The sequence below is a fragment of the Enterococcus sp. AZ077 genome, assembly GCF_051714965.1.
Lineage (GTDB): Bacteria > Bacillota > Bacilli > Lactobacillales > Enterococcaceae > Enterococcus_B > Enterococcus_B hirae.
Genome location: NZ_JBIOSX010000001.1, coordinates 557,510 through 571,787, shown reverse-complemented (window position 1 = coordinate 571,787; position 14,278 = coordinate 557,510). Strand labels below are relative to the sequence as shown.

Genomic DNA, 14,278 nt, shown 5'->3' with positions numbered 1-14,278 from the left:
CTATTTCGCTAATAAAGCCATAAAATTTTCTGCTTTATCACTTGGAACCATCTGCGCTACTAAGCGAACACCTTTAGCCTGTAATTTGTTAAATACTTCTACATCTTGATCAACCACATTGATTGATTTAGTAATGGACCGTGTTTCATTCGTCTGTGACATATTCCCAACATTAATTTCTTCAATTGGGACTCCTAATTCTACCAACTTCAATAAACGATCCGGCTCCCGAGCAATAATCAATAATCGTTGAGAATCATATTTTCCTGCTAAAATATTATTAGCAGCTTTTTCAATCGGCAATACACTTAATTTAACTCCTGGTGGAGTTGCCAGCTTTAATCCACTTTTTTCAATATCATTTTTTGCAACTTCATCATCTACAACCATAATCCGTGTGATGTTCAACTTGGTTGTCCATAAGTTGGCTACTTGTCCATGAATTAAACGTCCATCAATTCTTACTCCGATAATACTCATTGTTTATCCTTCTTTCATTTCTTTATATAGTGGTGCTTTTACTAATTGGATCTCTGGTTGGAAAGTTCCTTCTGTTTCAAAAATTACTATTTCATTGTTTCCTTTTTTAAATAAGCTTTTCGGAATATATAGCGAAAGTGTTGGCCCAACTTCCCAAAAACGTCCAATATTGGTCTGATTAACAAATACGACACCTTTCCCAAATTTTGATAGATCAATGAAGCTATCTTCCACTTCATCAAGTGTTACTTCATAGCGATAAAAACTTGGCTGGTTAGGATGCCATTCCTTTGAAAAATCAACCTTCTCACATGACTCTAGTGGTAAACAATACTGATTCCAATCAGTGATAAAATGTAGATCAGCCATGACCCCTGTACGAATTCCCTTTTTTTGTGTATCGGCTAATAATTTATGACCATAATTAACACGCCCCATATTTTCAATTAGAATATCTAATTGATTGTTTTCCTGAGGCATTGGAACAATGATATCTTCACCAATTTCTGTCTGATATTGTGTAGCTTGCAGTTTTTGATTTAAAAATAGTTGGCTACGGTCTCTTCCATCGATTACTCTCAGTCTTTCATGTTCTGCATCTTTTTTTATTGAGGTGCGATACAGAATATAACCTGTATTTTGTCCTAACATTTCCATCGTTTCTGGATATTTCATTTTTACTGATTGACTAATTGTATCTAATGTTGAAAATAAACTGACTTTATCAATTAATGGAATATCTTTCATTTCCATTGTGTCTTTTGTCAAAGGTTCCATTTGTTGGATATCAGGGAACGTTTCATGAATCATTGTCTGGATTGCATAATATTTTTCGGTTGGATTTCCTTGCTCGTCTAAGGGTGCTCCGTAATCATAAGAAGTAATCTGTGGCAAATCAATCACTCCTCTAGCTGAGCAACCATTCATAAATCCAAAATTTGTTCCTCCATGGAACATATACAGGTTAATACTTCCTCTCAGCACGACCTCTTTGATTGCCTCAGCTAATTCTTTTGCATCACGTTGTACAATCGGTTCCTTCCAACGATTAAACCAACCATCCCAGAATTCCATACACATTAAAGGCCATTTTTTCCCATGCTCATTGAAGAAAGCTTCCATTGAAGAAAAATTTTCTTCAGCCTTTGAACCAAAATTTCCAGTAACTAAAATATCTTCATCAATCATGCTGCCTGCTCTGAGTGTCGCTCGCCATGGTCCATCCGAAGTGAAAAATGGCACTGTTATTCCTCTGTCCAACATTAAATCACGTATCGAACGTAAATAGTCTTTTTCTTCTCCATAAGAACCGTATTCATTCTCAATTTGTATCATTAAAATATTTCCACCATTTGTCAGCTGATGCGGCACGATTTTTTTTATTAAAACATCATAATAATCTGCCACATGGTTCAAATAAACGGTTTCATTTGTTCGGATCCGAGTTCCCTCATTAAGTAACCAAGCAGGAAAACCACCAAACTCCCATTCTGCACAAATATATGGAGATGGTCTAACAATCGCGTATAGTCCTAATTCCTCAGCAATGGACAAAAAATGTTCTAAGTCCAAAATTCCCTCAAAATGGAAATCTCCTTTTTTAGGTTCATGTAGATTCCATGGTACATAAGTTTCAACTGTATTAAATCCCAATGCTTTCAGATTATATAACGAGTGATACCAATCGGCTGAATCCACTCTAAAATAGTGGATAGCTCCTGAGAGTATCTTAAAGGGCTTACCGTTTAGAAGAAAATCTTCTTTAATCTCAAATGTGTTCAAAAGCTCCCTCCTTAAATAAAAGCGTTTTCAATATATTGATATATCAAATAATTTGAAATAGAAAGTCAACCCTATCCAACATAACAGAACGTGTTAAAATCAAATTATACATACAAAACCAAAGACTCTAACGAAAAGTTTAATTCTTTGATGTTGTTTGAAGGGTTAATTTAGACATCCCAAAATGGCAATAAACTTTATACAGAAACAGAATTAATATAAATATTTAACGTAAGCTCTATTACAGTCATTCGCTCCCTGAATGAATAAAGGATGGATTCATAATTTGTCATCAAGGTCGTGACTCATTTGTTTCACGTAAAGAAAAACTGGTCTAGTTTTCTGACATTGAATTATTCACTATCAGTAATGATCAAGTCCAAGTTTTATCAATCGCTCGAGGGAATGATCCACACTATTTAAACAAGCTTGAACTGCCAGCCTTAGCATTTTATGATTGCATCAGACATTTACGAAAAACTAAAAAACTGCATATATCTATCAGCAAACTTATTTGCCCGAACAATATGTGGATCCTAATTCTCAAGAATTGTGTTATTACAATTCCAGCTGTCAGCGCTTTAAACAAGACTACAATATCCACATGAATGAGGAATATTTTACGGAAACAAATAAAATTATATTTCCAACTCCTTTAAATGTTGCGAAATTATTAAAGATTCTTACCGATGAAACGACCGTTCTGCAAGTCCGAGTGACGAAACTTAGAGATTCACAACAACTACTGGAGTACGCTGAATCCTACAAAAATGGAACTTCTACCAAATTGAGTTGGTCTCAAAAAATCATTGATTTTATCTAGATCGATTTTCTCACTCAATCTTTTTTACAGTTATTTTTTCAATATGCGATTGAATATTCATCAGTGAAACATGACCTGTTTGTCCTTCTTGTGCATTAGCCATACCAGTAGCCATACAAAACTTCAAAAGTTCTATTTCATCCATTTCTTGTGATAGGCCGTAGGCAAATCCAGCGACTGTAGCATCTCCTGAACCAACTGGGTTGACTGCTTTTATCGTAGGGAGCGTAACTCGATAAAAACAATCTTTATGTTTTGCGAGAGCTCCAGCTTTTCCTAGAGAAACAATGATCCATTCAATACCTGCGAAGATAGGTTGAATCAATTCTTCCTGGACTTCTTCTAATCGATCAATCGAAAATGAATGTCTCAGTAGTGTCGATAATTCCTCAAGATTTGGTTTGATTAAAAATGGCTTCTGTTTGCCAGCTAAAACCTGATGCAAGCTTTCCCCAGAGGTATCGACAAGAACCTTTGCGGACTGCTCTTCTGTCAATTGGACCAACGTTTGGTAAAAATTTGATGGCAATCCTTTTGCAAGACTACCTGAGATTGTGACAATCTTTGCTTTTTTTATTAGCTCCTTGAAGTTTTCTAGGAAATTCTGCTGTTCTTCATAGGAAACTGTTGGGCCCGCTTCCAAAATCTCAGTTTGATTTCCTTCATGCAAAATAGCGATTGAATCCCGGCTTTCTTCTTTGATCTCTGTAAATTTCTGCTTAATACCGGCATGCTTTAATTCATCTGCAATAAACGCCCCATGAAACCCACCGAGAACTCCTGTAGCGAGTACATCCCCCTTTAGATCATGGATTACTCGGGTTACATTAAGTCCTTTTCCACCTGCTGTTTTATTAACTTGATCTGTTCGATTGACAGTATCCACATTCAAGGAAGCAAGCGGATAGGAAATATCAATTGACGGGTTCATCGTTACAGTTACTATCACGAGCTCTCCTCCTAGTTCACAGCTGCTTCTTTTTCAACTTGGACTTTGTCATACCAAGAACTGGCTGTTTGTGCCAAAACGTTGTTCAAGCTTTCGATATTTTCACGACCTTCACTTTTCAGCCAGGCACGAGCAGATTCTTCACCAGATTTGATAAACGGCTTCACACCATTTTTCCAAGTAGCTCTACCACAAAGCACACCATTAAAGGTCGAACCTGAATCTTTAGCAAAAAACAATGTTTGTTGGAATAGCTTCGTAGAAACACCGGCACTCAAGAAAATAAAAGGCAAATCTGTCGCTTGACTTTGTTCCAAGAAGTACTTTGCCGCCTCCTCTTTGGTATACGCTACTTCATCTGTACTGAAACCCTCTACAAAGTTCATATTGACAGGAACTTCTACCTTTAAAACATCTACTTTGTACTGTGGTTTCGAAAATTCCTTCATCATGCTATTGACTTTATGCGGTTTTACTTTGGCATATTCAAGTGAATGAACATCTGAAATTTGAGTATCATATGATAGCAATTCTAAATAGAATGGCAAATCTTCTTCGGCACACTCGCTACCTAAACGTTCTACGAAGACATGCTTCTGATGATTGATTTCCGGATCTTCATCTACGTCATAATAAAGTAGAAACTTAATCGAATCGGCTCCTTGCTCTTTTAATCGTAAAACTGACCAATCTGCTAATAAATCAGGCAAGCGTCCCGGTGTTGTTACATCATAGCCGGTTTTTTCATAGGCCAACAACAAACCAGCATCTTCATGTCGTGCACTTGCAGCAGGAAGACCATATTCTGGGTCCAATAAAATAGAAGATGCATAAGGGGTTAATTCACTAGAAACTAACTCCTTGAAACGCTCAATCTGTTCATCGTTTAATTCTACATTTAAGGCTTTGATCATTTTTTTTAATGCTCCGCGTTGATCAATCGCTAAGGCACTGATAATACCATCTTTTGTCGATAAACGATCCATTGCTGCTTTTTTTCCTCTGGTTAATGTAATCATGGTTCTTCCTCCCAGTTTATTTTTACTTATATTTGTGAATCGTTACACCTTTTACAACTCGGTTAACTGTTCCTGTTGGTGATGGTGTATCTGGTTTATTATTCACTTTAATCGATGATAACAAAGCGACTATTTGGGCAACCATGATATAGCTTAGTGCTAAATAGCCATCTGGCAATAATTCGGCCTCAGTTGTAAACTCGAATTTATCGCCAGTGAAATTCCGTTGCCCTGGTTGAGTAATGGCGAACACTCCGGAAGCGATTTCATCTCCACGCACTTCTTCTAAGACATCCAAGTCGTAATCACGCGTGTAAGGATTATTATTAACAAAACCGAACATGATTGTTTTTTGATTAATAAACGACTTTGGACCATGGCGAAAGCCCATTGATGAATCAAAGATGGTAGCAATTTTTCCGGCTGTCAATTCCAGAATCTTCAATTGCGCTTCCCTTGTTAATCCAGCTAGACTTCCTGAACCAACATAAACAATGCGTTCAAAATCAAGCTGAACGATTTTTTCAATTTCATTTACTCGGGTAATTACTTCATTTCCTAAATTACTTAAAACCTTCAGGTATTGTTGTTTCTTCACTAATACTGTTTGATCGAATGTCAACAAAGCTCCTAAAGTCATGCAGGAAAAGCTACCAGTCATAGCAAAGCCACTATCATTCGAACGTGCTGGCATCAAGAATAAAAAACTATTGGAATCGGATTGACTAATTTGAGCTAGTTTTCCTTCTACAGCACACGTAATTGATAAATGATAGATCGTATCAACCACCTGATTTGCAATTTCAACTGCTGCCAAGCTTTCAGGACTGTTTCCACTCCTCGCAAATGATACAAGTAAAGTTGGTTCTTCTTTAATTAAATACTCTTCAGGTTCTGCGACAATATCAGTCGTTCCAATACTTTCAAAGCTAAATGCTTGGCGATCACCGTTCTTGCGCAAATAAGGAACTAATGTGTCTCCTACATATTGAGATGTTCCTGCACCAGTGAAGATTACACGTGTTCGCTGACCATTTGCCTTTTCTTTAACTATTGCAAGAAAATTATCTAATTCCTTTTGAACTGTTTGATAGTGATCAAGGGTTTCTTCCCAAAGTTCCGGCTGTTGGCGTATTTCGCGAGTCGTGATCTCAGCACCCAGCTGATCCAGTTTTTCTTTTCCTACTGTAAACATGTTTCGATTCTCCTAACTATTTCGAATATGGCGGATCTGATAATGAAATTGATCCGCACGGGCGACACTTAAAGTAAATTCGATAATTTCATTTTTCATATTATAGGTTTGACGTGCTAAATGAAGGACAGGTGCTCCTTCTGAGATTATCAGCTGTTTCGCATCTTCCTTTGAGGCAACACTTGCATATAGCTCTTCATCTGCCAATCGAACGGTCTGATTAAAATCCTCGGAAAAAAGATCATATAGAGGTTTGCTTCTTAAAAGCTGATCATTTAATGATAAGAAAAATTTGACTGGCAAATAGGTATCTTCGATCATAAGCGGTTCCCGATCAGCTATCCGCAATCGACTTAATTTGAAGACTACTTCTCCTAATGAAAGATTCAATTGTTTTGCAATAAATTTGTCCGCTTCAATTTTTTCAAAAGCTAAGATCCGCGTCTCAGCAGTTCTACCTAAACTTTTCATTTGTTCAGTAAAGCTATAGGTTCCTGCTAAATCTGCTACGTTCTTTTTGATATCGGATACAAATGTTCCTTTTCCATGTCTCCGATAAATATAACCTGTATTTTCCAACTCTTTCAAAGCTAATCGAACCGTTGTCCGACTAACTCCGTATTGAGCAGTTAATTCTCGTTCAGAGGGTAATTTATCATGGGGTATCATGTTACTTTCCATCTGATTTTTAAGTAAATCTACCAACTGATGATACAAAGCTTTGTTTTTAAAAGAATTTCCCATAGGTTTCTCCTTCTTTTAAACTGGTTATAACCACAAACTAATGGTAAGATGGTTTTTTTATTTTTGTCAACAAACAATCTGGAAAAAATTCTACAACCGTCTTAAATCATTGATTTAGCAATGATTATTTTATTGAAATAATAAAACTATCCATTTTTAAGAAATTGTTCCTAGCGAAAATAACAGTCATAAGTGCTGAAATCTGATACCAGTTGAAAAAAATAGGAAATAAAAACCTACTAATCTGAGTATCTTTATTTGCTTAAAAAAGTTTTACCGTGACGAATCAAGATTCGCCGTTTGAAATGATAAAAATTTCGTTTAAATACTTTGATAGGCTTGTTTAAACATCCTAGTGGTCCATTTGAGTAATTGTAGCAGAAGGCATTTCGGATCTGTGTCAGAAACTTTCTAAATGTTCGCAAAGTTGTCGTATAGGTTTCGATTTCTCTGGTTAAATAGCCCCCAAATAGTGAATAATGTCTTTTCTATACCGTTTAAATCATAAAAAATGTTGGCGAATTTCGCCAATATCAAAAAATGTAGAGCCTAAAAAAGCTTCTGCTTTCGTATAGATAGTACAACTCTCCATCCAATCTATATATTCTTCCTATCTGTATTTAATCTAGAAAAAAAGAATCAATCCCTTATTCGTTGGGATTGATTCTCTATCCGTCTCTTTTTTAACTTCTGTAGGCAATTTTTGTTTTATACTCTGAATCTTTCAGCTAACCTCAGCTCTCATCAAAGAGCTCCCTTATTCACTTTTTCTGACTAACTAAATTTGTTACAACTGATTCTCTGTATAATTCATTTCGATAAAACTGGCATTATGGTAATTGGCATCTAATTTTCTCTGACATAAGTCAAAAAACTGGCGATTATGGGTGGAAAAGATGATCTGTGTTCCTAGCTTAAATGCAAGGATTCTTAATAGATCAATAAAAGATAATTCATTAAGACTATCTAAGTGTTGGATTGGATCATCCATGAAAATCGTATTCACTTTGTCTGTATTCTCTAGAGCGGTTCCTAGAAAAATACTTAAAGACAATATATTTACTTGGGCAGAACTTAGATATAAAATCGGGGCATCCTCTTCGTCCTCTGTTCGTTTGCACATAATATCCAGTCCTAATTTATCGGGATTTGCTTCATTGATTTTAAAACTAATCTTACGAAAATCAGGGTGAGGTTCGATCATTTGAAAAATCTGATTGACGGTATCTAAGTTAAATGTACTTTTGATTTGCTTTTTGATCTCGGTTAATTTACTGTCTTTTAATTCTTTTAGTTCTTGTACTTTGCTACTTAAGTGGTCATAGATTTTTTTTACTTTTGCTTGTTCGCTTCTTTTCTCTTCGATACCTGTTTCAGAGATAAAATCACTGGTAAGCCCAGATAGTTGACCCAACAGTTGATTTTTTTCATTTAATTTGTAAATAGCTGTAGTCAACTTTTGCTTATTTTTTTCCAATTCTTCTGGTGCAATGATTACTTGGTCAAACAGTTGATAAGATATCTTTTCGATATATTTCCTCCGTACAACGAGCTGCCGAATCTGCTCTGCTTGGATTCGTTGTTCTTCTACTAATTCTGTTTTACTTTTCCCATTTACTTGTTCTAGTCGTTGTTCTTTTTCAGCAATAAGCTTGGTTTCTTGTTCATTGATTTTTTCTAACTCGCGTTTACATTGCCTTTTAAAATCAGAGATAACAAAAATACCAAGCGCTTCATAAAACGCCTGTTCTTGCTGATAATATTGATACTGTTCGTTTCCTTTTAAATCATTTAAGCTTTTTTTCGCTTGTTGATAATGTAATTCGATCGTTTTGAGCGTATGAGTATTCTTGACATTCAGCTGTTCATTTTGATTGATTTTTTCTTTGATATTTTGGTACTCATTCGTTAATTTTACCAATTCCTCCTGTAGTGACTTTACTCTTTTCTGGGTTTCTTCAGCAATTTTTTCACAGTCAATCCCATATTTTTGGCTGTATTCATTTAACTTGTACCAGTGTTTCTCATTGGTTAAATACGCTTCTTCTTGTTGTTTTAATTTTAAGGTTACTTGTAACAGATCTTGGTCAAGTTGGTTGATTTCAGTTTCCTTAATCGTTATTTGTATCTGAATCTGTTGTTTTACTCCAGAAACTACATCAGTTAACCGCCTAGTTGATTCATCGATCATTCCTTCTAAGTGGCTGATTTCCTTCGTCAGTTGCTCAATCGGTAAAAGATCTGCCGTACTAGCTTCAATTTTTTGGATGATATGTTGAAATTCTTGATGATCATGGAGACATAATGGACAGACAGACGAAGACGTATCCGTTACGATAGAATAACCTAATTTTTTCAACTGTTCTAATTGACTGCCCAGATCTTCTAAAGAGGAACGTTCCTTCTTCTTTTGTGCTAAATCAACTTCCAATTTTTTTCTTTCTTGCCAAATGTCATCAAGTTGGCTTGTCTGTTCCAACAAAAATGAATAATCAGGATCTTTTGAATAGTCTTTTTGGCTTAACTGATGATCGTCTAAGTTTAGTAATGAAAACAATTTTGTCAACGTTAGCTTTATCTTACCTAACTTGGCTTCCAACTCTATTTTTTTCTTTTTCTGTTGTTTGATTTCATGATCAAGTAATTGTCTTTTCGCTTTAACATCGGAATAACTGTTTAATTCTTTGATTTCTGTTAATTGATTCGTCCGCAACGCTCGTTTATTTTGACACTCACTTAATGTTACTTCTTGCTCTTGATGCTCCTTTTGTAAAGTAATCAATGCTTGTTCACATTTTTTTCGTTGATTGATCCATTCATTGATTTCTCTATTACTGTTTTGTTCAGCCATTTCTTGTGCCTGAAAATCTGCTTCATGATTGATAAGAAAGTTACAACGCTTGAGATGGTTGATCAAGTCTATTTTTTCGTCAAACAGTGCTTTCTTTTTTTCTTCGATTGTCTCAATTTCTGTCAAATGGGCTAACTTTTCGTTGACATCAGCAACCTGCTTTTCAGACCATTCGATCTGCTGCGGTATTTGTCGATACTCTTGGGTCATTGTGATTAAATTTTCTAGCTGTTGTCGCTCCTCTTCAAACTGGTTCAATTTTATTTGATTATTGCTTTTTAATTTGTTCGATTCGATATACAATTCTTGTAAACCTAATTGATTCTTTAACAATGGATCTTTTTTACTATTCTTTCCGTTTAACTTGGCATAATTTTCTTTCAGCCGGTTGATTGTTTGCCATATTTTTGCATTACTTTCGAGTTTTTCAATCTCTTTTGTTAGCTGATTCATTTTAGTTTCTTGTTGTCCTAATACTTTATTCATTTCATTGACGAATAAGACTAGATTTTTATAATCCTCAGATACATTTTCTTTGTCCCAAAAATTACTTAAAGCATCATATCTTCCTTCGGCACTCTGTGATCGCAAAAAAGCATCGATTTGATTGTGTGTCAATAAATTTTTTTGTCGTAAAATCTTTAATTCTTTCGCTGTTAAATCAACCGTTTTTTTGATCTTATTCCCTTCAACGTAATCCGTTGTTTGCTTTCCATTTAACCTTTTCGTCGTTAATGCATAAAAACTGCCATCATCAAATGCTAGTTCCACACTGCCCACTTCGGCTGAGGAATATTTGTTCTTTAAAATATACTTTCGCTCTTGGGAGGCGATATCACGGACATTTTTATTTTCATTCAGTCGACTGATTTCGCCAGTCAAGCTCCATTCGATGGCATCAAAAAAAGAGGTTTTTCCGGTTCCATTTGGCGCATACAAAACAATCAAATTTGATATTTCATTAAAAACAGGATTCACACAATCAAAATATTTTTGCCTTTCAAATGCTCGAAACGAATCAATTTTTATCCCTTTCAATTTAAGACTCATCGGTTCCTTCCTTTACGTTAAGATTTGACAGCTCATGTTTTATATACTCTTGTATTCGTGCTTTTTTCTCTTTTTTAGCCATCGTTTTTAATTCTGCTAACAAATGGATGATTTTCTCATCATTTTGCCGCTCATTCTTAGCCAGTTTCTTTAATGGTTTTGTCTGTTCCAGATTCAATAATAATCTTTCTTGAATTTTATTTTTTTGTGCTTCTTTTTGTGCTTCTTTTTGCGCATCATTAGTACCAGATTCTCGAAAATTATCCACGATCACCTTTCTGGTTGCATACTTATCTTGTTCAATACTGGCTTTGATTGGCTTCGCTACTTTGGCTTTGACAAAAAGAAAAAAATAAATATTCCATCGTTCAATCTTCCTTTTTAATTGACTTTGAAAACTGTAGGCAATCTGATCGTTGATTTCTTCATAGTTGGCTAATAACTCATCTTGATTATCAAATACATAACAAAAAAAATGGAGTCGATACTTTTTGTTTGCTTGTTGGTACGTGTAACAGGTCAATCCCGTCGTTTTTTCTATTATTTCATACGTAGTGATTTCTTTTAATATCTCTACCATTGTTATCTACCTCCATTAGTTTGCAATTTCTTCAAACAAACGAGTTAACTCCTCTGGAAACCTCTGAGAAAACTCAACGGCTGTTAACCCTTTTGTGTCGTGTAAAATCTGATCAATTTCATTTTCGATATAATCGATATGAACAATAGGAAATAATTTTTTTTCATTGGGATTATCAATCGTTAACCGATCAGAAACTTCTGGATGATCGATGTTCACGACGATTCCCTCAATTTGTTCTCGCTTGGCAATACTCCCACCCCGAAATTTTCTCCTTTGATTAGTTACAAACAAAACATCTTGTTTATCTAGCTTGTCATAAAGTGTACTTCTAAATAAACTCCCAATGAAACGGTCAAGTGTTAGATGATTTGTAAATAATACATGGATACCAGCTCTTTCCTTTTCCTGAGTGAGTAATTTGAAACAATCATCAATCTCAAAAGCAATACTTGTTTGTAATAACTTGTAAAGCAAGATCTCCAGCCAAGCGATCCACAAGAATTTATTGGTATAATCCTCATTTTTCTGAGAAGGAAGAAACAGGTAATCACTTAACCGATTATGGATCAATTTAGGTGTTATGTCGGAAAAACATTCACGATAACATTTTTCAATCAGAAAAATCAGCTTATTTTCTTGTCCACCTACTTCTCGTAATTCATTTATGATAGATGTCAAATATTCACTAAAATCATTCAAGCAACGAGGTACCAGCATGATATCAAACTCTTCTAAAAAGAAAGCAACAATATGTGCGATATGAATCCCTTCAACAATTCCTTGTTGCCCCGCTGACTGAAGTTTCGTAATAATCCCAGTCAAATAACACTTACCTTCTCTTTCGACGTACACTCCTGATCCTGAGCAACCTCGTATGTTCTCATACTCCGTGTTGTTAGACGATCCTATTTCATTGTCCAGTACCAATTTAAAAATATCTGGCTTACTGATTTGAGTTGCCTTTCCTCGATAAGGAGTTCCACCGTCTTCTTTCATACACTCTGGATAACCATAAAATACGATTTCTTGCTTATTTTCTGGTTCCATTATAAGCAGTTCAGGATAACCTTTTTTTACCTTCACTTTGATAATCGCTAAATCTAGACTATCTGAGCATCTTGGTGGTTCTAAGATTTCTAGTTCAGATTGGGTATAATCAAATAGTTTGAAGTCATTAATTGTTTCCCCAACCACACAATGTTTTGCGGTGATCACAAAACCCGTTTCACAATCCTGCTGATACAATAAACCTGAACCATAAGTATTGGTTCCTCTAATATTCACTGATAACTCTTCAAAATCATTCATATGTCAATCGTTAGTACCCTCTCATTCATTTTTTTCTTAATCAATTGAATCCCGTATTTTTTTATTTCTTCATTTGTAAATGACCCCTCACTCGCATCAGAATAATTAAAATAAAAATTCGTTGGTCGTTTTTTTGTGTAGTTGTGGTAAACAATCCTTGATAAGGCTTCTTTGTGTGGAAAACCATGACGATTCCCCTTATTTGAACTAATCAAATAATTTTCACATTCAATCTGTTTTAATAAATCGTCACTAGTATTCGCTTTACTCCCATGATGAGCCACTTTTACCAAGTCAAAATGCAGCTCTTTTTCCCCATACAGTTCTTTTAACTTCGCAGTGACAGTACTTGGATGAGCATCTGCTAGCATCAACAGTCGTTTGCCTTCATACTCCAATATAAAGCTAATACTGCTCCCATTTGCGACAGCGCGATCTTCTTGGAAAGCTTTTTTGATCAGTTCTTCTACGCTTCCCTGATGATTGACATTACGACCACTGATCAGTTGATCCCTGGTTTCTTTTTGAATTGCCTTTTCCCAATCTGTATATAATTTTCTTAGACTTGCTTCATCAGGTGTCAAAATCGTCATTTTTGCCCCATTGAGTAATTTGGGCTGACAAGAATTGTCAATAACTGTCATCTTTTCAATCTTCAAATCCTCCAAATACCGATCGAAAGACTCCCCTTGTTTAAAACTAATCTCTGACTTTTCTTGAACGATCTCCAGTTGATCATCATAAACAACCTTTGTATCAAACTTTTGCGATAACAGCTTTCTAGAATTAAAAAACACTCGTTTAATACATGACTTGTCAAAACTCGACTGAGAAAACAAACTCAAAAATCCCCGAATATGATCGGCATCAATATGTGTCAAAACCAGTAAGTCAATGCACTCGCCTTTCTGGCTAATTGTTGCAATTTCCTCTTTCAACTGCCTAACAACTTGTTGTCCTTGACCTCCATCGACAAACAGATTCGTCCGTTGATCTTCTTCTCCATACTGAACAATCAAACAATCGCCATCATAAGCAGGTAAAGCTTTCACTGTAATCATTTCTCTTTCATTGCAGTCCTGTCCCTGCAATCTCCTCCTTCTTCTGCTTTCTTTTCGCTGATCTTGTTATTCTTTACTAACCAAAATCACACACAATAAACTTCTATTCATTTGTTATTGGCGCTGGAATTTAGCTGACAAGAAGAGCTTTCAGTCCATTAGTTAATTGCGCGAAATACACTCTTTTCTTTCTTATCTTACTCCCCATAACATTGTTATTGTAAATAAATTTTGATTTTTAAACGCCAATCATTCTCATAACCAGAAATAATTGCTTGATTCATAACTTGCCAAATAATTGAGAAGGCGACCAAAAAATATCGCAAGCAAAAAAAGCCAGCAAGACCGTTTTAAGGCTTGCTGACTTCAATTCTTGATTGTTAAAATTTAGCACTATACAGACAAATGAAGCTCAAATGATCACTCAATTCCC

11 protein-coding genes and 1 pseudogene are annotated in these 14,278 nt (G+C 35.4%); 1 reads left to right on the top strand and 11 read right to left on the bottom strand.

What is annotated here, in order from left to right; genetic code table 11:
• The gene (locus IGL28_RS02605; RefSeq protein ID WP_010719958.1) at nt 1-480 is read right to left on the bottom strand and encodes a PTS system mannose/fructose/N-acetylgalactosamine-transporter subunit IIB; all 480 of its coding nucleotides are present in this window, start codon (nt 478-480) and stop codon (nt 1-3) included.
• Nucleotides 481-483: 3 nt separating this feature from the next.
• Complete coding sequence (locus IGL28_RS02600) at nt 484-2,262, bottom strand: glycoside hydrolase family 35 protein (protein ID WP_081204183.1); 1,779 nt, start codon at nt 2,260-2,262, stop codon at nt 484-486.
• 529 nt (nt 2,263-2,791) lie between these two features.
• Here IGL28_RS02600 and IGL28_RS02595 point away from each other — a divergent pair.
• Nucleotides 2,792-3,085 carry a hypothetical protein gene (locus IGL28_RS02595; protein ID WP_241547362.1) on the top strand — a complete coding sequence of 98 codons (294 nt, stop codon included), beginning with the start codon at nt 2,792-2,794 and terminating at the stop codon, nt 3,083-3,085.
• 10 nt (nt 3,086-3,095) lie between these two features.
• On the opposite strand, the gene IGL28_RS02590 is transcribed toward IGL28_RS02595, so the two are convergent.
• The 9 genes and pseudogenes from IGL28_RS02590 to IGL28_RS02550 all read right to left on the bottom strand — a co-directional run bounded on the left by IGL28_RS02590 (nt 3,096) and on the right by IGL28_RS02550 (nt 13,845).
• Entirely contained in the window at nt 3,096-4,034 is a 939-nt protein-coding gene (locus IGL28_RS02590) for a hexose kinase (protein WP_081127770.1), read from the bottom strand.
• Nucleotides 4,035-4,045: 11 nt separating this feature from the next.
• Nucleotides 4,046-5,053, bottom strand: a complete 1,008-nt coding sequence (lacD, locus tag IGL28_RS02585; RefSeq protein WP_010719961.1) for a tagatose-bisphosphate aldolase — start codon at nt 5,051-5,053, stop codon at nt 4,046-4,048.
• 22 nt (nt 5,054-5,075) lie between these two features.
• On the bottom strand, nt 5,076-6,248 hold the full coding sequence (gene agaS / locus IGL28_RS02580; protein ID WP_063626617.1) for an SIS domain-containing protein: 1,173 nt from the start codon (nt 6,246-6,248) through the stop codon (nt 5,076-5,078).
• A gap of 12 nt (nt 6,249-6,260) precedes the next feature.
• A complete protein-coding gene (locus IGL28_RS02575) occupies nt 6,261-6,992 on the bottom strand; it encodes a GntR family transcriptional regulator (protein ID WP_010719963.1) in 732 nt (243 codons plus the stop codon).
• A 254-nt stretch (nt 6,993-7,246) separates the two neighbouring features.
• Nucleotides 7,247-7,480: pseudogene (locus tag IGL28_RS02570) on the bottom strand (transposase); the annotation flags it as partial.
• 299 nt (nt 7,481-7,779) lie between these two features.
• Nucleotides 7,780-10,893, bottom strand: coding sequence for an AAA family ATPase (locus IGL28_RS02565; protein WP_438843881.1), 3,114 nt, complete (start codon nt 10,891-10,893; stop codon nt 7,780-7,782).
• Complete coding sequence (locus tag IGL28_RS02560; protein WP_081127766.1) at nt 10,883-11,473, bottom strand: ABC-three component system middle component 1; 591 nt, start codon at nt 11,471-11,473, stop codon at nt 10,883-10,885. Before IGL28_RS02560 ends, IGL28_RS02565 begins: the two co-directional genes overlap by 11 nt.
• A 15-nt stretch (nt 11,474-11,488) precedes the next feature.
• Nucleotides 11,489-12,760: an ABC-three component system protein gene (locus IGL28_RS02555; protein WP_241546317.1), complete on the bottom strand. Its 1,272-nt coding sequence runs from the start codon at nt 12,758-12,760 to the stop codon at nt 11,489-11,491.
• Nucleotides 12,761-12,780: 20 nt separating this feature from the next.
• On the bottom strand, nt 12,781-13,845 hold the full coding sequence (locus tag IGL28_RS02550) for a ComEC/Rec2 family competence protein (RefSeq protein WP_081127764.1): 1,065 nt from the start codon (nt 13,843-13,845) through the stop codon (nt 12,781-12,783).
• Between the last annotated feature and the right edge of the window lie 433 nt (nt 13,846-14,278).

What these genes read in the sequence shown, in the direction of transcription:
- IGL28_RS02605 (WP_010719958.1), bottom strand. Translation starts at nt 480, where the DNA reads ATGAGTATTATCGGAGTAAGAATTGATGGACGTTTAATTCATGGACAA.
- lacD (WP_010719961.1), bottom strand. Translation starts at nt 5,053, where the DNA reads ATGATTACATTAACCAGAGGAAAAAAAGCAGCAATGGATCGTTTATCG.
- agaS (WP_063626617.1), bottom strand. Translation starts at nt 6,248, where the DNA reads ATGTTTACAGTAGGAAAAGAAAAACTGGATCAGCTGGGTGCTGAGATC.
- IGL28_RS02575 (WP_010719963.1), bottom strand. Translation starts at nt 6,992, where the DNA reads ATGGGAAATTCTTTTAAAAACAAAGCTTTGTATCATCAGTTGGTAGAT.
- IGL28_RS02565 (WP_438843881.1), bottom strand. Translation starts at nt 10,893, where the DNA reads ATGAGTCTTAAATTGAAAGGGATAAAAATTGATTCGTTTCGAGCATTT.
- IGL28_RS02560 (WP_081127766.1), bottom strand. Translation starts at nt 11,473, where the DNA reads ATGGTAGAGATATTAAAAGAAATCACTACGTATGAAATAATAGAAAAA.
- IGL28_RS02550 (WP_081127764.1), bottom strand. Translation starts at nt 13,845, where the DNA reads ATGATTACAGTGAAAGCTTTACCTGCTTATGATGGCGATTGTTTGATT.